This window comes from Rhizobium hidalgonense (assembly GCF_005862185.2).
GTDB classification, from domain to species: Bacteria; Pseudomonadota; Alphaproteobacteria; order Rhizobiales; family Rhizobiaceae; genus Rhizobium; species Rhizobium hidalgonense.
Window position 1 is genome coordinate 2,500,969 of record NZ_CP054027.1, and the last position, 19,759, is coordinate 2,520,727.

The 19,759-nt window shown below is 60.5% G+C and carries 22 protein-coding genes and 1 tRNA gene; 12 read left to right on the forward strand and 11 right to left on the reverse strand.

The features are described 5' to 3' along the window. Positions 1–50: 50 nt before the first annotated feature. Complete coding sequence (locus FFM81_RS12010; protein WP_097535163.1) at positions 51–386, forward strand: KTSC domain-containing protein; 336 nt, start codon at positions 51–53, stop codon at positions 384–386. Here the strand turns inward: FFM81_RS12010 and FFM81_RS12015 are convergent. Continuing rightward, positions 373–702, reverse strand: coding sequence for a hypothetical protein (locus tag FFM81_RS12015; RefSeq protein ID WP_097535161.1), 330 nt, complete (start codon positions 700–702; stop codon positions 373–375). The two genes, FFM81_RS12010 and FFM81_RS12015, sit on opposite strands and share 14 nt — an antisense overlap. Positions 703–801: 99 nt before the next feature. Then, positions 802–1,119, reverse strand: a complete 318-nt coding sequence (locus tag FFM81_RS12020) for a hypothetical protein (RefSeq protein WP_138384352.1) — start codon at positions 1,117–1,119, stop codon at positions 802–804. A gap of 117 nt (positions 1,120–1,236) precedes the next feature. Here FFM81_RS12020 and FFM81_RS12025 point away from each other — a divergent pair. Together FFM81_RS12025 and FFM81_RS32555 are read left to right on the forward strand one after the other, a co-directional pair. Continuing rightward, a tRNA-Asn gene (locus tag FFM81_RS12025) sits at positions 1,237–1,311 on the forward strand. An 82-nt stretch (positions 1,312–1,393) separates the two neighbouring features. Continuing rightward, positions 1,394–1,693 carry a hypothetical protein gene (locus tag FFM81_RS32555; protein ID WP_155256625.1) on the forward strand — a complete coding sequence of 100 codons (300 nt, stop codon included), beginning with the start codon at positions 1,394–1,396 and terminating at the stop codon, positions 1,691–1,693. Positions 1,694–1,948: 255 nt separating this feature from the next. Here the strand turns inward: FFM81_RS32555 and FFM81_RS12030 are convergent, their stop codons facing one another. After that, entirely contained in the window at positions 1,949–2,263 is a 315-nt protein-coding gene (locus FFM81_RS12030; RefSeq protein ID WP_025415995.1) for a hypothetical protein, read from the reverse strand. 674 nt (positions 2,264–2,937) lie between these two features. Further along, positions 2,938–3,117, reverse strand: a complete 180-nt coding sequence (locus FFM81_RS32715; RefSeq protein WP_003573590.1) for a hypothetical protein — start codon at positions 3,115–3,117, stop codon at positions 2,938–2,940. A gap of 374 nt (positions 3,118–3,491) precedes the next feature. Here FFM81_RS32715 and FFM81_RS12035 point away from each other — a divergent pair, with 374 nt between their 5' ends. From FFM81_RS12035 to FFM81_RS12055, 5 genes are all read left to right on the forward strand, one after another. Next, positions 3,492–3,701: a hypothetical protein gene (locus FFM81_RS12035; RefSeq protein ID WP_244597339.1), complete on the forward strand. Its 210-nt coding sequence runs from the start codon at positions 3,492–3,494 to the stop codon at positions 3,699–3,701. Continuing rightward, positions 3,698–3,904, forward strand: a complete 207-nt coding sequence (locus tag FFM81_RS12040) for a hypothetical protein (protein WP_097535157.1) — start codon at positions 3,698–3,700, stop codon at positions 3,902–3,904. Before FFM81_RS12035 ends, FFM81_RS12040 begins: the two co-directional genes overlap by 4 nt. Positions 3,905–4,178: 274 nt before the next feature. Continuing rightward, the gene (locus tag FFM81_RS12045; RefSeq protein ID WP_097535155.1) at positions 4,179–5,075 is read left to right on the forward strand and encodes a hypothetical protein; all 897 of its coding nucleotides are present in this window, start codon (positions 4,179–4,181) and stop codon (positions 5,073–5,075) included. A gap of 177 nt (positions 5,076–5,252) precedes the next feature. Further along, positions 5,253–7,367 (forward strand): catalase, encoded by a 2,115-nt coding sequence (gene katE, locus FFM81_RS12050; protein ID WP_138384354.1) that lies wholly within the window; start codon positions 5,253–5,255, stop codon positions 7,365–7,367. A 151-nt stretch (positions 7,368–7,518) separates the two neighbouring features. After that, positions 7,519–7,878 carry a low affinity iron permease family protein gene (locus FFM81_RS12055; protein WP_138384355.1) on the forward strand — a complete coding sequence of 120 codons (360 nt, stop codon included), beginning with the start codon at positions 7,519–7,521 and terminating at the stop codon, positions 7,876–7,878. Positions 7,879–7,904: 26 nt separating this feature from the next. On the opposite strand, the gene FFM81_RS12060 is transcribed toward FFM81_RS12055, so the two are convergent. Beyond that, the gene (locus FFM81_RS12060; RefSeq protein ID WP_037092934.1) at positions 7,905–8,312 is read right to left on the reverse strand and encodes a low affinity iron permease family protein; all 408 of its coding nucleotides are present in this window, start codon (positions 8,310–8,312) and stop codon (positions 7,905–7,907) included. 210 nt (positions 8,313–8,522) lie between these two features. Here FFM81_RS12060 and FFM81_RS12065 point away from each other — a divergent pair, with 210 nt between their 5' ends. Next, complete coding sequence (locus FFM81_RS12065) at positions 8,523–9,608, forward strand: extracellular catalytic domain type 1 short-chain-length polyhydroxyalkanoate depolymerase (RefSeq protein WP_097535151.1); 1,086 nt, start codon at positions 8,523–8,525, stop codon at positions 9,606–9,608. Between the two features lie 16 nt (positions 9,609–9,624). On the opposite strand, the gene FFM81_RS12070 is transcribed toward FFM81_RS12065, so the two are convergent. Beyond that, the gene (locus tag FFM81_RS12070) at positions 9,625–9,924 is read right to left on the reverse strand and encodes a DUF6074 family protein (protein ID WP_003573603.1); all 300 of its coding nucleotides are present in this window, start codon (positions 9,922–9,924) and stop codon (positions 9,625–9,627) included. Positions 9,925–10,118: 194 nt separating this feature from the next. On the opposite strand from FFM81_RS12070, the gene FFM81_RS12075 reads away from it, so the two are divergent. Next, positions 10,119–11,384: a glycerate kinase type-2 family protein gene (locus FFM81_RS12075; protein WP_025415987.1), complete on the forward strand. Its 1,266-nt coding sequence runs from the start codon at positions 10,119–10,121 to the stop codon at positions 11,382–11,384. Between the two features lie 11 nt (positions 11,385–11,395). Here FFM81_RS12075 and FFM81_RS12080 read toward each other — a convergent pair whose 3' ends face one another. The 5 genes from FFM81_RS12080 to FFM81_RS12100 form a co-directional block, all read right to left on the reverse strand. Continuing rightward, the gene (locus FFM81_RS12080; RefSeq protein WP_138384356.1) at positions 11,396–12,349 is read right to left on the reverse strand and encodes an NAD-dependent epimerase/dehydratase family protein; all 954 of its coding nucleotides are present in this window, start codon (positions 12,347–12,349) and stop codon (positions 11,396–11,398) included. Positions 12,350–12,446: 97 nt separating this feature from the next. Continuing rightward, positions 12,447–13,403, reverse strand: coding sequence for a lytic transglycosylase domain-containing protein (locus tag FFM81_RS12085; protein ID WP_003573608.1), 957 nt, complete (start codon positions 13,401–13,403; stop codon positions 12,447–12,449). A gap of 149 nt (positions 13,404–13,552) precedes the next feature. Beyond that, positions 13,553–14,212 (reverse strand): peroxiredoxin, encoded by a 660-nt coding sequence (locus FFM81_RS12090; RefSeq protein WP_003573610.1) that lies wholly within the window; start codon positions 14,210–14,212, stop codon positions 13,553–13,555. 291 nt (positions 14,213–14,503) lie between these two features. Further along, the gene (locus FFM81_RS12095) at positions 14,504–15,502 is read right to left on the reverse strand and encodes a TRAP transporter substrate-binding protein (protein WP_025415985.1); all 999 of its coding nucleotides are present in this window, start codon (positions 15,500–15,502) and stop codon (positions 14,504–14,506) included. Between the two features lie 16 nt (positions 15,503–15,518). Continuing rightward, the gene (locus tag FFM81_RS12100; RefSeq protein WP_097535142.1) at positions 15,519–17,342 is read right to left on the reverse strand and encodes a TRAP transporter large permease; all 1,824 of its coding nucleotides are present in this window, start codon (positions 17,340–17,342) and stop codon (positions 15,519–15,521) included. A gap of 331 nt (positions 17,343–17,673) precedes the next feature. On the opposite strand from FFM81_RS12100, the gene FFM81_RS12105 reads away from it, so the two are divergent. Together FFM81_RS12105 and FFM81_RS12110 are read left to right on the forward strand one after the other, a co-directional pair. Then, the gene (locus FFM81_RS12105; RefSeq protein WP_037092785.1) at positions 17,674–18,261 is read left to right on the forward strand and encodes an ANTAR domain-containing response regulator; all 588 of its coding nucleotides are present in this window, start codon (positions 17,674–17,676) and stop codon (positions 18,259–18,261) included. 34 nt (positions 18,262–18,295) lie between these two features. Further along, positions 18,296–19,579 carry a CmpA/NrtA family ABC transporter substrate-binding protein gene (locus FFM81_RS12110; protein WP_172643060.1) on the forward strand — a complete coding sequence of 428 codons (1,284 nt, stop codon included), beginning with the start codon at positions 18,296–18,298 and terminating at the stop codon, positions 19,577–19,579. The last annotated feature ends 180 nt before the right edge of the window (positions 19,580–19,759 follow it).

A 19,759-nucleotide genomic window follows, 5' to 3' on the forward strand; every position in this document is an offset into this window, starting at 1 on the left:
CGATCGCCCCGCGGGCCTCATATTGCTCCGGGAGGGTGATAGGAGCTGCAATGGATTGGGCTGCCCTCAAATCGAAGCACGCGCGTGCCGCATATGATGCCGAGAGCCGGGATCTTCATGTAAAATTCCCGGGTTCTCCAACCGTCAAACATGCGGACATTCCACCGCACGTCTACCAGAACCTGCTGGAAACGACCGATCCGCACTTCTACTACAACTATTATATTGCGCCCTCCCGCGTATCACCGGGCCGCAGATATGCGGTTTCCGTGTCCTACGCGATGAAGCTCGTCCTCATCCTGGCCGCCTGCAGCCTGTTGTTGGCCACCAGCCTTGATCCGGATCATGGCGGCACTTTCGAGGAAAGCGAACTCAGATCGAATTAGGCCGATGCCGGCTGAATTGCAGCGCGGCAATGCGGCTGGATGCAGCCTCGAAATTGTCGCTTCTGTTCTGGTTGCGAAAGCGGCGATCGTCCCGGCCGCGGTCGTTGTCGCCATCGCGCTCGTTCCGGCCGTTGAAATTGCGATAGTTGCGAGGACCTTTATAGCTGCCACCCTGGCCGTGATCGACCACGCAGCCTTCCGAACGACGGCAAATGCCGCGCGCGTCAAATCCCCGGCTATCGACCTGAGCCTCAGCGGGGAAAACGCCGGAGAAGATCGTCGCCGTGGACAGGGCGATTACAAAAAATGCCTTCATTTCCTCACCTGGCCCATTGGACGCGTTTTCGGCGTTTTACATTCCATAAACCACGAATGCGAAAAGCGCTCCGCCGTTCCATGCCCCCCGGGGTGGTCGTCAGTCGGCCGGTTTCCGCCGCCTGTGCCACCAGACTGCCAGCCGCCGCCGAAGCCGGCGTGCGACCGGCAGATCGTGCGAAAGCACGAGGAAGCCGAGCGGCAGCATCCAGAAGCCCAGGATCGGCAGGAACCCCAGAAACCCACAAAGAATGAGGGCGACGCCGATTCCCATCCGCGCGATGCGCGAGCGCGGCAAGCCGATGCTGAAGGAGCCGAGCAATAGCCTGCCGCTCGCATGATCGATGCCGAAGCGCTTTGCCCGCTTCCCGGGCTTGTCGCCGCCCCTCGCCTCGCCGTAATCATTCCCGTTCGTCATTCCCCAGAGATGGGCGCAGGCATCCCAAATACAAGTTCATTTCATTTTTTTGAAAAAACCGCTTGGCAAATCGGGAAAGCATTTGTATTAGCCCACTCACACCGCGCCAAGCAGTGATCCCTGGTAGCTCAGCGGTAGAGCATTCGACTGTTAATCGACAGGTCGCCGGTTCGAATCCGGCCCGGGGAGCCATTTTTCAAGTTAATTGCCTGTTTCGTTGAGACGTCCGGAGCAGGCACTTACTTCCCCGCTTTTCTCCCCCTTTTGGATGCCCATGAGATCCGCGTTCTTTGCTGTGGAGGGTTTATTCCGGTCGATCTTCCCGTCAGCTCATCAGCTGAGCTCCGGCGAAATCCAGAAGCCTGCGATCAATCTTGCTCAGAAGCTTGTCGCATCGGTCAAGACTGGATTGACGGCGCGCACCTCTACAGACATGAACCCGGCGATCAGGAACCGCCGCAGCCTCCTCTCGAATTGGCAATTTATGGTGAGTGCCCTCTTTACTACGATGGCGAGAAACGGAAACGCCGCCGGCCGGGCAGGCGACAAAGAGGTTGGCGCCCCCCTCGCCTAGCCCTAAATCAGCACTCCCTAATCCTTGCGAAAATTCACGAGGCGCATAAATTCAATCTACCGGATAGCTTTTGCTGGTGACCACGGATGTACTGGCACCGTGCGGATGCAATCAAAGAAGGGTCGGCGCGAGCATTCGCCCCGACCTTTTTCTTTGTTCAGGCGCCGGAAACAAAACGTCCGCCGGGTTGGTCGATCGACGGGCTGCTGTGGTGGCGTGGTGAGGTCAAGCCGACTGCTTCAAGTGAACTGCCGACTAAAAATCGAAGTACACGGTCACACCTGACCGACGACGATAGGGGTAATCGTCGCGATAGCCGTAATAGTCGCGATAGCCATACTGCCGAGGACGGTAGCACGAGCCGTAGTACCGGCAGTCGCGGTAAGCGTATCGGCTTTTCTTCCAGTGGCCATACGCATGTCCATTACCGTGGCGACGGTGTTTGACCTGCTCGACGTCGGCGGCGTGCATCGCCATGGCTTTCGGCACGACGATTGGCGTGGCGTTTAGCGGCAGGGCGAAAGATGCAGACAAGACCATGGCTGCAAGCGAGGAAAAAAGCATCTTCATCGGCACATCCTTTCAAGCCGCGATTCTGGGTTAATAAGCATTAACCTCCGATGAACGGCTGCGCGATTGAAGGAAGACCGTCCGGCGCGCTGCTGCTGTTGGCGCAGGTGGTGACCGCGCCGGCCATCGGTGTTCATGCTGCCTGCAGGCGCCAAGGCAAGCACCCACCGGCGGCACAGCCGGCCGCCACCGGCTATCTGCGAGGGGTGCCGGGTGCCGCAAGCGGCATAAACTTCCTGCACGAAAGCGCCGCTGGCGACCACGGGTAAACTGGGCCATGCAGATGATGGTTGGGGAGGGTCGGCGTGAACACAATCGCGCCGACCTCATTGCTTCAACTCCAAGAAAACCTCATCGAAGGCGGCCACCGCTCCTCGCACCGGAATTGGTCAGATCCCGACAGATAGCGGCGGATGTTGCCAAGCCGCATGTTCTTGTCTCGCGCGGCCAGCTTTGCGTTGCCGGTTTGATGGTATACAGACTGCCGCAGAACGCGACCGCCATTAACTTAAGAATGGGGTCGGGCGGCAGATTGACGTCACGTCGCTGCCACGAGATCACGTGGCCGTTCTGTCTTAATCATTGGAGCACGCGTACCGGATAGCATCAGCGATGGCTCTCGGTATGGCGCCGCGGTTGGCCCGATGAAGCCGTAGCGGGCTGAGCCGACCGCCCTAGTAGCTGCACGAACGGCCGTCGCCAGGGCGAAATCCATCCGCACAAGCTGGGTTCATCGAATCTCCCGGCTGATATCCCGATGCCGAACCGTATGAATTCGGCGCGGTCGAGCAGGCCGAGGCTATGGCGGCAAGCGTGATCACTCCGGCAGCTAGAAATGCCCGTAATCCGTTCATCGATACTTCTCCAATTCAGGCCGTAGGCAAAATGATCGGTGCCTTCTGCCAAAAGAGAAATGGCAGGAGAAATTTCCGGCAATTCATCTCCGTCCAGAGCACCCCATGTGGAAACATATATGTATTCTCCTCGGCTGGCGTCAGCGGCGAACGCGCAATATTTCCGTCGATATCTGCGCCATCGCCCCTCCTCGCCGCACTTCGCCCGTTTTGGGTGGGTCGTCCAATCGCCCGTTCACACAGGGCCCGGAATGAGCTGCGCGGACTATCCCCCGCTCTTGACTCGGGATCTGACCGGAACATAATAAGAACATCGGCAATACTGCCGCCAATCTGAGAACTTGCATCTGATAACTCCGAAAGAGATCAAGGCCGTGCGTCCGCAAATCGCCGAGAAACTGGCAGAAGAAGCGCTGAAGGAAGACGTCGACGCAGTTGTCGCCTACCACGATGGCGACGTCCGTGCCGCCATCACGACGTTGCTGCTGGATTGCCGTCATTTGCGACTTCAGCTTGCCCTCGCAGAAGGGCAGACAATCGGCAGCATGACAGCGGGATCGCGGCCGACTGCCCAACGAACATGAAACATCGCCGCAGTATCGAGCTCGCGCCCCCTGAGGGCTTTGCCGTCGAGGAAAAGCAGACGCTCGCAACCTTGCCGCAATGGTTCGTCGTCCACGCCCGCTGTGGCGTCTGCGGTTACCAGTCACTTCTCGAGCGCCGGGGCATTGCCCGGCGCTGCGGCCTAGACCTGTCTCTCGCCAGACTGGCCGGACGCCTCAAATGACGAGAATGCGGCAACCGATCCGACAATCTCTTGTTGCTTGGTAAGCTGCCGAGAGATTGACTTACACCGCTACCGGAGGGCGTTGGGAAATTCTTCCTGCCAGTTCCAAACCGGCCGGGAACAATCGGCGCAGTAAAAAGTTGAGTGGCATCAACAACGTAAGGTCAACCCTGACAGGAGGTCTCTCATGGGTCGCGGTATTCTACTTTGGCTGCTCGGTGTTCCACTGCCTATCATCATCCTTCTTGCTCTGTTTATGCGATAGGAACAGATCATGTCGGTTTCAATGATAGGTTCCGGAGAGGTTGCCACTCCGGTCGAATCCTCCAAATCGGCCATGACGTGGGGCCCGATCTTCGGCGGTGCTGCCGCTGCCATCGGCGTAACCCTGATCCTTCTGCTTCTCGGATCCGGGCTCGGGCTGACAATGGTCTCCCCCTGGTCGGGGCAAAGCAGTTCGCTCGGCACACTCGGCGTGACGGCGGCAATCTGGCTGGTTCTCGTGCAATGGCTTTCCTCAGCGCTCGGCGGCTATATTACCGGCCGGCTGCGGACGAAATGGGCGGCCGTTCACACGGATGAAGTTTTCTTCCGTGATACGGCGCATGGTTTCTTAAGTTGGGCTCTGGCGACCGTCTTCGTCGCCGGGTTTCTTGCATCGTCGCTGACCTCGCTGGCCGGCGCAGGTGCACAAGCCGTGGGGTCGGCGGCCACGGCCGCCGGTACGGCAGCAGCATCGTCGGCAACCTCGCCGGCGGACCTCTCCACTTCCTACTTTACCGACGCATTATTGCGCCCTGATCAGGCTCGCGCGGCGGCGACATCCAATGATGCCGCAGCAACATCGGAGGTATCACGCATCCTCCTCAACGGCGCCGCCCAAGGCCAGATTCCCGATGATGACAAGGCCTATCTTGCCACCATCGTTTCTGCTCGAACCGGTCTTTCAGAAGCCGATGCGCGCACTCGCGTCGACACGGTGCTGAAGCGCATCGACGATGCCAAGGTTGCCACCCAGAAAGCTGCCGATGAGGCACGCAAGGCGGCGTCGACCACGGCCTTGCTCGGCTCCTTGTCACTTCTGATCGGGGCTTTCATCGCCTCTGCCGCTGCAGCGTTTGGCGGATCGCAACGCGACGAAGAGGAAGATCTCCTCGTTACGCGGCTCTGACAACCGGCGGAAATCATCGGGCGCGGGGTCGAAAGACCCCGCGCCCTCTTTTATGCATCTGATTTGATGTCGTTATCACGCGCAACCCGTCGCGACGCCGCTGTTTATTTTGCCGCGGGCGGAACATGTCGCCATTTTTGAGCTTCGGTTAGGTCAAACGCTTTCCGGAGAAAATCAATGGCCAAGACGACGAAGACCTCGCCCTCGGACGACGCAACGATTCATGATCAGAAAATGCACCGCGGTGCAGGCGGTGAGCTGCATCAGTTTGCCGAAGACGGCATGCCGGTGCTGACCACAGCACAAGGCGGCCCGGTCTCCGACGATCAGAATACGCTCCGTCTCGGCGCCCGCGGCCCCGCCCTCATCGACGACTTCCATTTTCGCGAAAAGATCTTTCATTTCGATCACGAGCGCATCCCCGAGCGGGTCGTGCATGCGCGCGGTTACGGCGCCCATGGCTATTTCGAAACATATGAATCGCTGGCCGCCTATACCCGGGCCGATCTTTTCCAGCGGCCCGGCGAAAAGACACCGGCCTTCGTGCGGTTTTCGACGGTCGCCGGCAGCAAGGGGTCCTTCGATCTGGCGCGCGATGTCCGCGGCTTCGCGGTGAAGCTCTACACGCAGCAGGGGAATTGGGATCTGGTCGGCAATAACATTCCCGTTTTCTTCATTCAGGACGCGATCAAGTTTCCCGACGTCGTCCATTCCGTGAAGCCGGAGCCCGACAGGCAATTTCCGCAGGCGCAGTCGGCGCATGATAATTTCTGGGACTTCATCTCCCTCACGCCGGAAAGCATGCATATGATCATGTGGGTCATGTCGGACCGTGCCATCCCACGCTCCTTCCGTTTCATGGAGGGGTTTGGCGTTCACACCTTCCGCTTCGTGAACGCGGCCGATGAATCGACCTTCGTCAAATTCCACTGGAAACCGAAGCTCGGCCTGCAATCCGTCGCCTGGAACGAGGCGGTCAAGATCAACGGTGCGGATCCGGATTTCCATCGCCGCGACCTCTGGCAATCGATCCAGTCAGGCAACTTTCCGGAATGGGAACTTTGTGTTCAGCTTTTCGATCAGGACTTCGCCGACACGTTCGATTTCGACGTCCTCGATCCGACGAAGATCATTCCGGAAGAGATTCTGCCGGTCAAACCGGTCGGCCGGCTTGTGCTCAACCGCATGCCCGAAAACTTTTTCGCCGAGACCGAGCAGGTCGCCTTCATGACGCAGAATGTCCCGCCCGGCATCGATTTCAGCAACGACCCGCTGTTGCAGGGACGGAACTTCTCCTATCTCGACACGCAACTGAAACGTCTGGGCGGCCCGAATTTCACACACCTGCCGATCAACGCGCCGAAATGTCCCTTCCACAATTTCCAGCAGGATGGCCACATGGCGATGCGCAATCCCGTCGGGCGGGTCAATTACCAACCGAATTCGTGGAATCAGGGACCGCGAGAGTCGCCGGTTCAGGGCTATCGTCACTTCCCGGCCGAGGAGCAGGGTGCCAAGGTCCGGTTGCGGCCGGAAAGCTTTGCCGATCATTACAGCCAGGCCAGGCAGTTCTTCATCAGCCAGACTCCGCCGGAGCAACGCCATATCACCGCGGCGCTGACCTTCGAACTGAGCAAGGTCGAGACGCCGGTCATTCGCGAGCGCATGGTCTCGCATCTCCTGAACATCGATGAGACTTTGGCCAGCAAGGTCGGCCACGCACTCGGCTTCAAATCGATGCCGAAGCCCGCCGATGCCGCCATGCCGACGCGCCAGGATCTCGAGCCGTCGCCGGCGCTCAGCATTATCGAGCGGGGTCCGCAGCGGTTCGAAGGACGCAAGCTCGGTATTCTTGTCACCGATGGCAGCGACGCCGCCGTCTTCAAGGCGCTGCTTGCCGAGATCACCGAACAGAAGGCAACCTTCGAAGTGATCGCCCCGAAGATCGGCGGCGTGACACTTTCGGACGGCAATTGGATCGAGGCGCATCAGATGATCGACGGCGGGCCCTCGGTGCTCTACGACGCCGTCGCGTTGCTGCCCTCGTCAGAGGGAGCCAGCGATCTGCTGAAGGAGGCAACGGCCCATGATTTCGTGTCGGATGCCTTCGTGCACTGCAAGTTCATCGGCTATGTGAAAACCGCGCTGCCACTCATGCAGAGGGCCGGAATTGCAGATTCACTGGACGAGGGCGTGATTGCGCTTGGCGCGGCTGGGGATGTCGCCGCCTTCATCAAGGCGCTCGGCAAACTGCGTGTCTGGGGCCGGGAACCGTCGGTCAAACTGAATTGATCTCTTGTCGCCATGAGATACGGCCGTCGTCATATAAAACCCGCGGAAACGCGGGTTTTATCCTGTTCGCGGCACGCATTTTATTGGATGAGGGTGATGGAAACGGCTTCGATCTGCTCCATCTTCAGTGTTGTGCGCTGGGGAGAGCCGTATGCGCTGGCGTTTTCGACAGATTTCCGACTTGGCCGTCTTGTGGGCAGGGCATCGCGCGGTACCTGTAACGCTCATCATATTCGCGGTCTTGTGGGCGGCAGTCGGCCTGCACCTTTCTTACCCACGGCAATGGTTTCTGCTGACCAATATGGTCGGGACACTCATCGTATTTTTCATTTTATTGCTGGTGCAGCACTCCCAAAATCGGGACATGATGGCGCTCCAAACCAAGCTCGATGAACTGATCCGATCAAGCAAGGCCGGAAATCACTGGATTGCGGCCGAGAAGAAAGAGGCTGAGGCCATTGAGGAAATGCGCCAGCAACACCAAGACCAGATCTCAGAGACGATGAACTGAAGCGCGTCGCATCGAGGCGATATGCATCAGGTGGAGGTTGCCTGTGCCGCAGATTTCTCATCCGCTTTTTCCTCGACGCATTCGGCCTGCGCGGCAAGTGTCTTGCTCATTTCTCTGAGTTCACCCTCCTCCAGCTTTTCGATGCCGACGAACTTGTTGGCGGCCTGGCTCGTCAGGATGAGTTCGTCAAGCTTGGCCTGGACTGCTTTGCCGTCACGGTTCTGGCTATTCTGCAACACAAATACCATCAGGAAGGTAATGATGGTCGTGGTTGTGTTGATCACCAGTTGCCAGGTTTCAGAATAGCCGAAAAAAGGGCCGGAAACCGCCCAGCCAAGCACGAGCGTCAAAGCCGCGACAAAGGTGAACGGCTTTCCCGAAAAATCGGCGACGGCGGTTGCAAAAGAAGAGAAGAAGTTGGGTTTGTTCGACATCTGAAAAGCCTCGCTGGATCGCAGCATCATGCTGTCGATCGCCAACTTCAACGTCATTTCCGGGCCGAAGTTCCTCGGGCTGCCGAGCTGCCCACGCACTCGGAAAATCCGGCTACTCAGAAAATATTGTGCAGCGCAGCAACTTTCCGCCGACTGACGCGTTTAGTCATGCATCACCGCCATCCCGGCAGCTGATTGGCGGAGACTTTCATGAGATCTATGTCAGACACACTCGCACGCCTTGCTGCGCTGCGAGGAACGTTTCGCCCCCGCCCCATGCAGGACAATCCCGATCTGGTCGCTCTGGCCGCATTTGGTACGAACCCGGGTGCTTTGGGAGGTTATATCTACCTGCCGTCGAAGCGCGCAAGAAACATGGCCCTAGTCGTCGTCCTGCACGGCTGCACGCAGACTGCCGCCGGCTATGATATCGGGGCGGGTTGGTCTGGCTTGGCCGAAGATTATGGTTTCGCGCTGCTGTTTCCCGAGCAGCGGAGGTCAAACAATCAAAATCTCTGCTTCAACTGGTTTAACCCGGAGGATATACGCCGGGATCACGGCGAGGTCTTTTCCATTCGGCAGATGATCGCAAAGGTCGTTGCGGAACACAGTATCGACAGCAGGCGCGTTTTCGTGACCGGGCTTTCGGCCGGTGGCGCGATGACCGCCGCGATGCTTGCCACCTACCCGGAGGTTTTTGCGGGCGGCGCCATCATTGCCGGCCTGCCCTATGCAAGTGCTGCGACCATTCCCGAGGCCTTCGACCGAATGCGCGGTCATGGCGGCCCGACCGCTCGAGAACTGGAACTGCGCTTGAGAAACGCCTCAGGCCACCGAGGCCCGTGGCCGACATTATCGCTCTGGCAGGGAAGCGCGGACAGAACCGTCGTGCCATCCAATGCGAATGCAATCGTCGAGCAATGGAGAAACGTCCACGGCATCGACGCACTACCGTCGCGCGTGGAAAATATCGGACGACACCAGCGGAGGGTCTGGACAGATGCCCATGGGGTCGAGGTGATCGAGCTCTATACGATTGCCGGCATGGACCACGGCACGCCGCTCGATGTCGGCACCGGCTACGGGGCAAGCGGCCCCTTCATGCTCGACGTCGGAATTTCCTCGACCGTCGAAATTGCCAGGTCCTGGGGTCTGGTTCCCTCGTTTGAAAAACGACGCAAGGCAGACCTCTCTGCTGCGCAAAACACCGCGGCTACATCCACTACCGGCAGCGACCGCGGCGGCATTCAGCAGGTCATTGAAGACGCCCTCCGGTCGGCCGGGCTGCTGCGGTAATTGTCGAAAATTGCCGTTATCGGTTCCGAGACTTGGGCAGCGGCCCGTTTTGATGGCTGAGGACGAGTTCGATCTGGACATCCTGCTGAAACTGCAGCACCCGCTCGCCGACGTCGCTCTCCGGCATCCCGGCTGCCAGAAGCTGATCGGCAATCCTGCGGCATTCCGCTCTCCAGAATTCTATCGCATCAGCGCCATGTCGCCGGCCGAGTTCACGGGCGCAGCGCTCGATATTGGCGGTTCCGGTTCCGGAAGGAAAAGCAATCACCACGCCTTCACTCAGGGCGGCGGGGCGGCAGGTCATTTCAGTAGCCATCGAACGGAGGTTCCTTTGATCCTGTTCGTTGTCTACGGGACTATGGTTAATGCTTTCTATCCGTCGTACCCGTTCTTTCCACGAATCAGAATTTGCAACCGAAGCCGTCACGCCGTGTCGCCTTCGACCTTGACGCCGGCCCGCCGATACGCCGACAGTTCACATCACGATCGACACTCCAGGCAGAGACACCGATGACGATATCAACTCCCCGCGATTTCCTGAAAAGCCTGTTCGACGCGGCGGTTCGCGCCGCCGATCCGCTGACCGGCATCAGGGCGAACCTGCCTGACAGGCCGAAGGGAAGGACCGTGGTGATCGGCGCCGGCAAGGGTGCTGCGCAGATGGCGCGAACGCTCGAAAGCGTCTGGGACGGACCGCTCGAGGGTCTGGTGGTCACACGCTACGGCTATGGCTGCGAGACGCGCGACATCGAGATCATCGAGGCCGCCCATCCGGTCCCGGATGCGGCAGGACTTGCCGCGGCAAGACGGCTGATGGAGACGGTGAATGGACTGACGGAAGACGATCTGGTGATCGCCCTGATCTGCGGCGGCGGCTCGGCGCTGCTGCCCGCGCCGCCGGAGGGGCTGACCCTCGAAGACGAGATTGCCCTCAACGAAATGCTGCTGGCTTCGGGCGCGCCGATCTCGGCGATGAACGTCGTGCGCAAGCATCTCTCGACCATCAAAGGCGGGAGACTTGCGGCAGCCACCAGAGCAAGAGTCGTCAGCCTGATCGTCTCCGACATTCCCGGCGACAATCCCGCCCATGTCGCCTCGGGGCCGACAGTGCCGGATAGTTCAACGCGGCACGATGCGCTTGACATCGTCAAGCAATATGGATTGCAGCTGCCGCAGGCAGCCCTCGACCATCTGCACTCGCCGAAGGCCGATGCGCCGCAGCCGGACGATGCGGTCTTTTTACGCCACGCGCATCACGTCATCGCCTCCGCCGGCGTGTCGCTGGAAGCAGCGGCCGTCCTGGCGAAATCGCAGGGGATCGAGCCCGCTATCCTTTCGGATGCGATCGAGGGAGAATCGCGCGACGTGGCGCAGGTGCATGCGGCGATCGCCCGCGAGGTGCTCGGCCGGAACAGGCCGTTTTCCAAGCCGGTGGTCATCCTTTCCGGCGGCGAGACGACGGTGACACTGCGAGCCAAGGGCGGCAAGGGCGGACGCAACGGCGAATTCGCGCTCGCCATGGCGCTTGCGATCGACGGACAGGAGGGCATCCATCTCCTTGCCGCCGACACGGACGGGATCGACGGCTCGGAGGATAATGCCGGCGCCTTTGCCGATGGCGGCACAGTCAAGCGCTTGCGTGCCGCCGGGCTAGATCCGCGCCGGCTGCTCGACGGCAATGACAGCTATTCTGGCTTTGCAGCCGTCGGCGATCTCTTCGAAACCGGCCCGACCGGCACCAACGTCAATGATTTCAGGGCAATCCTGATCCGTTAGGTGTTGGCGGTTCAGATCTTGATCCGCCCCTGCCCGATCAGCCAGCCCACAGCCTCCTGCACTGCCTGCAGCGAGGTGTATCTCGGGGTGTAACCGAGCAGGCGTCGGGCTTTGGCGATCGAGCAATTCGGGCTGCGGGCGATATGCTCCCATGTCGCCTCTGCGTCTTCGGCCGTCTGGCTTTCGGCCCAGGCGTCGAAGGGGGCAAAGCTGAGCTTCGGCTCCTTCCCGAACCAGTGCGACATGGCTTCGGCAAAACCGCGAAGCGTCAGCGCCTGCTCCGAAACCGCGTGGAAACTTTCGCCGGTCGACGCATTCCAGCTGGCGATCGCCCCCATGAACATCGCCGCCACGTCATCGGCATGGACGTGATGCACCGTCTCCAGGCCGAAATTGGGCAGGACCAGGGCGTCTCCGCGGGCAAGGGTCGAAAAGACCTGCGGGTTGAAATTGCCGGCCGGATTGAGCGGCGCCCATCCGGGGCCGACGATATGGCCGGGATGGATAATGGTCGCCGGAAAGCCGCGTAACCTTGCCTGCTGCAGCAGATAGGTTTCGATCGCCGCCTTCTGGATACCGTAGTCACCGAAGGGAGACTTCGGCGCCTCTTCAAGGGTCGGCACAATCGTGGAGTAGCCATGGGTCCAGATCGTGCCGGTGTGCAGGAAATGACCGACATGCCCGGCCAGCGCCGTCACCAGGTGTTCGGCACTCGCCAACGTGAAGCAGATCATGTCGATGACAATATCGGCTTTCACTCCGCGCACGACCGGGCCGAATTCGCCGGTCCGCTCCATTTCGGCCCGATCCATCTGCCGCTGGTCAACGGAAGCCCATGCGTGATTGGCCGAATAAGGCTTTGCTGTGCCGCGGCTGATGGTGACGACGTCGTGACCCGCCTCCACCAGACGAGGGACGAGATAGGTGCCGACATGGCCCGTCGCCCCGATGACCAAAATCCGCATTGTCGTTCCTCCCTTTGGCGTGATCGCGCCGACTATGCTGCGCCGTGTCGCGATCCTGCAAGTGACTTTTCGTGATCCAGGCGGGCCGGACCGCGCCCTATCTGTTCCTGAAGACAAGGCAGGTGCCGCCATGTTTGCGGATCTGGCTGCAGAGGTTGTCGGCTTCCACACGTGTCTGCCGGCCGATGCGGGCGGCATAACGCGGGCGAAAGCCGAAGCTGCGATCACGCTGGCGCAGGATCAGCGGCTGCTCCGCATTCAGAGGTGCTGGCAGATCCTGCACCGCATCGACAAACATGCGCCGGGCCACCGCGACATTTGCGTTGGCGGCAAGCTGGACGCCCCAGGGCGCCCAGTCACCCTCCGGACGCCAGGGAGCTTCCTTCAATGTCCGCCTTTCGGCAAGCGCCACACAGCCATCGAGAAAGGGCTTGTCCTTGTCGAGCGGGGCTGCCGCATCTTCCGGCGGATTATCCTTCCACTCCTCGACCGTATGAGCGGTGATCGCCATGACGTAGCCGCGCGTCTCGTGAGGTAATCTTCCTGACGCTAGGTAAGAGGCAAGGCCGTTTTCGCCGGCATTATAGGCAGCGGCGGCAAGGCCGAGATTGCCGAAACGATCGCGCAATTCGTCGAGATACTGCGCCGATTTCCTGAGCGCTTCCAGCACCTGATAGCTGTCTTCGAGGCCGCGCAGTTTCGCCGTTCCGGGCATGAACTGCGCAATCCCTTGCGCGCCTTTGAAGCTGACGGCATCGGGACGAAAGGTGCTCTCGCGCCAGATCAGACGGGCGAAATAATCCGGCGGCAGTTGATTGGCGCTGGCGAAATGCTCGATTGCGACGCAGAGATCGCGATTGAAACTGTCCTTGCGGATGCAGAGCGTCTCATCAGTTCCCAAGGCTGAAGGCCCGGAATAGAGACAGGCCGGCTCGGAAGCGCTTTCTTCCGGCTGGGCCTTCGGCGTCTCTATGACGGAAAACAGAAAACACAGCGAAAGCAGGGCCTTCGCCGATCTCTTGCCCATGTCGGACTGACGCTTTCGCCCTATCATCGGATCTCGGCAGGTTCGACTTCCATCGCGACGCTGATCTTAGATAGCATCGATCAAGCCGCGAAGCTTGCCCATTCCGCAATGACGGCGTGAAAAAGCCGCCGGGCCACGGGCCGCGGCGGCTTCAGGAGCGGGTTGAAGGCAGAGAATCAGGCCGTCGGCTGCTTGGTCTTGCGGAGATAGGGCAGAACCGTATCGAAGGAGCCGAAACGTGTGATCGCGTCTTCGTTGGAAACCGCGGCGGTGATGATGACATCCTCGCCCTGGTTCCAGTTTGCCGGTGTCGCCACCTGGTGCTTGGCGGTCAGCTGGATGGAATCGATGGCGCGCAGGATCTCGTTGAAATTCCGGCCCGTCGTCATCGGATATGTGAGGATCAGCTTGATCTTCTTGTCGGGACCGATGATGAAAACCGAACGCACCGTGGCGTTGTCGGCGGGCGTGCGGCCTTCCGAGCTTTCGCCGGCGCCGGCCGGCAGCATGTCATAGAGCTTGGCGACCTTCAGGTCCTTGTCGCCGATCAGCGGGTATTCGACGTCGAAGCCGGTGGCGGTCTTAATGTCGTTCTTCCACTTGGCATGGCTTTCCACCGGATCGACAGAGATGCCGATGATCTTGGCGCCGCGCTTGGAAAAGTCCCCGGCCAGGCCAGCCATGGCGCCGAGTTCGGTCGTGCAGACAGGCGTGAAATTCTTCGGATGCGAGAACAGCACCGCCCAGCCGTTGCCGATCCAATCATGGAAGCTGATCGGCCCCTGCGTGGTGTCGGCGGTAAAATCGGGGGCAATATCGTTGATGCGTAAGCTCATGGTCGGCCCTCCAAAGCCTTGTGTTAAATCTTATTCGTCTCAAATCGAGGCCATGGGATCCGTCGGCCGATGCGGCCGCTGGATTGCGGTCGTCAGGATCGCGCCGGCCGAAGGAAAAAAACGTCCCATCCCAGGATTTTAAGTAAGTCATATACCACGATAACCGAAGGCATGCTCTTTCGATTTCCGGCCTGCTGCCGCATTATTTTTCCGGCTAATGCTCGCGATGAATAGACCGATGGTTTTCCATCGTCCCGTCAAAAGCTGCAGGAGCAATGGCCCGCCCCTCGCTCAGGCCGCCTGAACGGTTTTGATCCTGTCGATGCCGCCGACAACCGGCGCGAAATCAGCCCAGACGGCTTGCGCGCCCTTCTGCCATTCCTCGAAGGCTTCCGGCTTCAGGAGCTTGCCGCCATGGCTAAGCGCCGTCTCGACGGACTTCGCCTCGTCGTCGACGATCAGCTGGTTGAAGTAGGCAGCCCCTTGACTGGAGGCCTGCTGGAACACCGCCTTCTGCTCGTCATTCAGGCCGGCCCAGAAGGTCGAGGCATAATAGATGACGCCGGATGCCCAGATGTGGCCGGTCTCGGTCATATCGGGCACGACCTCATAAAGCTTGAAGCCGGCATAAGCCGATTTGGTCAGGTCCATCGCGTCGGCAACGCCGGTTGCGAGCGCATTGTAGGTCTCGGTGATCGGAATGCCGATCGGCGTCGTGCCGAATGCGCTCCAGAGCTTGGTGTGCAGCGGGCTCTGGATGACACGGATGCGCTTGCCCTTGAGCTGCTCCGGCCGCGTCACCGGTTCCTTGGTCAGCAGATGGCGGGCGCCGTAATTGATGTAATCGCCGACGACGAAATTCTGCGCCTGCAGCTTCTGCTTGAGATCGGCGCCGACATCGCCGCTGACAGTCCTGCGCACGTGGTCGGCATCGCGGAAGAGGAAGGGCAGGTCGAGGAGCTGCAGCTCGGGCGCCCAGCCGGAGAGCGACGAGACTGTGGAGAGGCTGGCCTGGATAGAGCCGAGGCGTACGCCCTCGGCTACTTCCTTCTCGCCGCCGAGCGCACCATTCCTGACGATATTGAACCTGAACTGGCCGGGGAGCTTCGCTTCGACCAGTTCGCCGATCTTCACCCAGATCTTCGTCTCCGGCTTGTTGTCCCCAAGCAGCGAGGCGATCGTGATCGTCGTCGTACGGGCGGCGGCCGTGCGGACGAAGGCGGGCGCTGCAAGCGCCGTTCCGGCGAGGGCGGCGGTCTTCAGGAAATTGCGGCGGCTGAAATAATCCACGAGGTTGTCCTGTTCGTTAGAAGATGATGGCCCATGCGCAAAGAATTGCGAGCGAAACCAGGAGAGCGAGAAGATAGGGAACGACGGCCCGAAAGAGTTCCGAGGCAGGAATGCGCGTGACGCCGCTGACGACGAAGATCAGCATGCCGAGCGGCGGCGTCAGTCCGTGGATCATCAGGTTGACGACGATGATCACGCCGAACTGGATGGGATCGATGCCGGCGGCAACCGCTGCCGGCAGCAGGATCGGGCCGAAAAGCAGGATCGCGGCGCCGATATCGAGAACGAGACCGACGGCGAACAGAATGACGTTCGACAGAAGGATGACGGCAAGCGCGCTGCCGCCAAGCGTCGTTGTCAGATGCGCGATCAGACTGGACACGTCGTCGACGGCGAGCAGGAAGGCGAAGGGACCGGCCGTGCCGATAAGCAGGCCGATTGCCGCCGCCTCGACCGCCGCCTGGCGGAAGGTGGCATAGAGCGAGAGGATGCCCAGCCGCGCGCCGATGCCGAGCAGCAGTGTGTAAAAAGCGGCGAGTGCTGCCGCCTCCGTCGTCGTGACGATGCCGATGCGAATGCCGACGACGACGATGACACCGAGCCCGAAAGCCGGGATCGCCTGCACCGCCGATTGCCCACGCTGTTTTGCGCTTGCGCGCGCCAAGGGCACCTGCTCTCGTACGGTCAGATGGATGGCGACCGCCAGACATATGGCCATCAGCCCGCCGGCGAAGAAGCCGCCGACCAGCAGCGCGCCGACGGAAAGATTGGTCGCCGAGGCAAGGATGAGAAAGGCGATCGATGGCGGGATGATGTTGTCGAGAACCGACGTCGCGGCGATGATTGCCGCCGCCTGCGCCGGCGGATAGCCGTGTTTGACCAGTTCGGGCTGGAAGGTCGAGGCGCCGAAGGCAGCATTGGCAACCGAGGAGCCGGAGGCGCCGGAAAAGAGGACGCTGGTCAAAAGCGTGGTCTGCGCCAGCCCGGCCCGGCGATGGCCGACCATGGCGGCGGCGAAGCGCACGAGCTGATTGGCGACGCCGGAAGCCGTCAGCAGGCCGCCGGCAAGCAGAAAGAACGGAATGGCGAGCAGCAGGAATTTCGATATGCCGGTGACTGTGGAGGAGACGATCGCCGGCTCCGGCAGACTGCTGCCGAAGGCGATGGCAACATAGGCAGCAGCAAGAAAGGCATGCGGCAACGGTGCGGCGAGCAAGAGGCCCAACGCCGCAATCAGCCCAAGGAAAATGCTCGGCGGCCAGTCGAGATCAAACGAGATATGCGGGATGCCCGCATAGAGCGCGACGCCGAGGGTCAGGGAAAGAGCAACCGCCAGGATCTTGCCTTCGGCGATGCGCTGCAGAAGCAGCACCACGAGGATCAGTGCGCCGCCGGCGCCGAGAAAGCCGAAGCGGATCCATTCCGGCAGACCGAGCGTCGGCGAGATGCCGCCGAGCATCGTCATGATCTCGCTGCCACCGAAGGCGAGGATCAGCGCCGAAAGCACGGTGAAGACATCGGCACCGATCCGCGTCACCTTCTGCAGCTTTTCCGGCAGCATCCTGACGAAAACGTCGAGGCGCATGGCAAGCGCACTGTTGAGACTGAGCGGCGCACCGAGCGCGATCAGGGCGACATGCAGCCAGATGCCGAGATCCTCGGCGCCGATGAAGCCGGTGCCGAAGAAATAGCGCAGGCAGACAGTGACGAGCACCGTGAAGAGCAGCACCGCGAGAACGACAGCCACCGCAACGCCGAGGATGGTTTCGATCGCCCGCAGTGCGCGCGTTGCCAACCCCGGAGTAGCCTGGTCGATCGGATGAAATTCACTGGCCGCCACTAATTTACCTTCTGCTCAGAGGATCACCGCTCTTGACGGTCACAAGATCCCGGTCGAAAAACATCAGCCGGATATCGTCCCACGCCCTTGGCGACTTCCTGCCGACCTCAAGCCGCGGCAGACCTTTTCGCCGAAACGAAAGACTTCCTCAAGCAGCCGCATGCCGGAAAAGACAACGGTATCGACGCCAGCCTTTGATGAACTTAGAATGCGTGCGGCCACACTGCGCTCGAAAGCGGCAGATCGACCAATTTTTGTGCACATCTATTTGTGCACACTTTTCAGGCGGACGTGCTTGCCAAAATTGCTGCAGTGCGTCATGAATATAGCAATGACGCATCTCGATCTGACGATTCTGGTCATCGACGAAAATGCCATTCGCGCCTCCATCATCGAAGAAGGGCTGCGCGAGGCAGGGCATGCGCGCGTCACCGTGGTGCATGAGGTCAACGGCATCGCGCGGACCATCGAAACACTGATGCCCGACGTGATCATCATCGATATCGAAAACCCCAACCGCGACATGATGGAGCATCTGTTCCAGCTGACGCGTACGGTCAGCCGGCCGATCGCCATGTTCGTCGACCGCTCCGACACTGCTTCGATCGAGGCCGCGGTCGATGCCGGCGTCTCCGCCTATATTGTCGATGGATTGAAGAAGGAACGCGTCAAACCGATCCTCGACATGGCCGTCAGCCGCTTCAATGCCTTCAACCGACTGCGGCGGGAGCTTGCGGATGCCCGCTCGGCGCTCGAAGAACGCAAGCTCATCGAGCGTGCCAAGGGCATATTGATGAAGATGCGCGGTCTGTCCGAGGAAGAGGCCTTTGCCTTGCTGCGTCAGACGGCGATGAACGAAAAGAAGAAGATGTCGGAAATCGCCCAGAGCGTTGTCACCGCTGCGGGACTTTTGATGTAATGGCCGCCCTGGCGAATTTCCGGAGGAAACCGGAGTGGATATGATGACGAACACCGCCAGTTCCAGCGGCGGGCTGCCCTCGCCCGCACGCGTCAACAATGAAGGGCCGAAAGTGTTGCGGGCCGGTTTCATTCCGCTCGTCGATGCATCGGTGCTGATTGCGGCGGCCGAATTCGGCTTCGCTGAGAAGCAAGGCCTGACGCTCGATCTCGTCAGGGATGTCTCCTGGGCGAATGTGCGCGACCGCCTGGCGTTCCGCCAATTCGATATCGCCCATATGCTGTCGCCGATGCCGGTCGCCTCCATGCTCGGTCTCGGCTCCAATCCTTCGCCGACGATCACGGCGTTTTCCCTTGGGCGCGGCGGCAATGCGATCACCCTGTCGACGCGGCTCTTCGAACGGATGCGCGATGAGGCCGGATTGCCGGAAACGGCAAGCGCGTTGGATAACGCCCATGCCCTTTCAAAAACCATCGCGGCAATGAAGGCGCGCGGCGAGCCGCTGCCGACCTTCGGGGTCACCTATCCCTTCTCTTCGCATAATTACGAATTCCGCTACTGGCTGGCGGCCGGCGGCATCAACCCCGACAAGGATGTCAAACTCGTCGTCGTGCCGCCGCCGCTAACCTCGGACGCGCTGGCGGCCGGCGCCATCGACGGTTTCTGCGTCGGCGCGCCGTGGAACATGGTCGCCTCGGAGCGCGGTCTTGGCCGCATCGTCGCCACCAAACAGGACATCTGGCCCTCGGCCCCAGAAAAGGTGATCGGCATGCGGCCGGACTGGGCCGAAAGCCATCCGGAGACCGTTTCCAGGCTGATCGTGGCGCTCGACGCAGCAGCCCGCTGGTGTGACCGGCCGGATAATCACGACGCGCTGGCGGCGGCCCTCGCCGATCCGCGCTACATCGCTGCCCCCGTCGGCATTATTCGCCGTGTTCTCGCCGGCGAATTCAACCTCGATGCCAAAGGAAACCGGCGCATCATCGCCGATTATTTCCAGTTTCATTCCGGCTTCGCAAACTATCCGAGGCCGAGCCATGCCCTGTGGATTTACAGCCAGATGATCCGCTGGGCACAGGCCGAGGCCAGCCTCAACAAGGCGCGGGCGGCCGCCTCCGCGTACCGCCCGGATCTCTATCGCACGGCTCTCGGCGACATCAACGCACCCGATGACGCCGATATCCGCATCGAAGGCCATGACGAGGGCGACCGCTTCATGGATGGCCACGTCTTTGATCCGACGGAACTGCCGGACTATGTCGCGAGCTTTGCCGTCAAAAGCGCCCTGCCTTTCGCTTCCCATGGCGATGAGACCTGATCCGTGCCAGCCTGCACAAAAGGCCAGCAAAGTTCGATGCCCGCCATCGCCGCAACGCACAAAAGATTTGCACGTTTTCTGGCAGCCGCAAAAACATGCAGATGGTCAAATATTGAAAATTCCATTTATACTCAATCACTTAAAACAAAGATGCAAAACTGGCACACAGCTTGCAGGGCT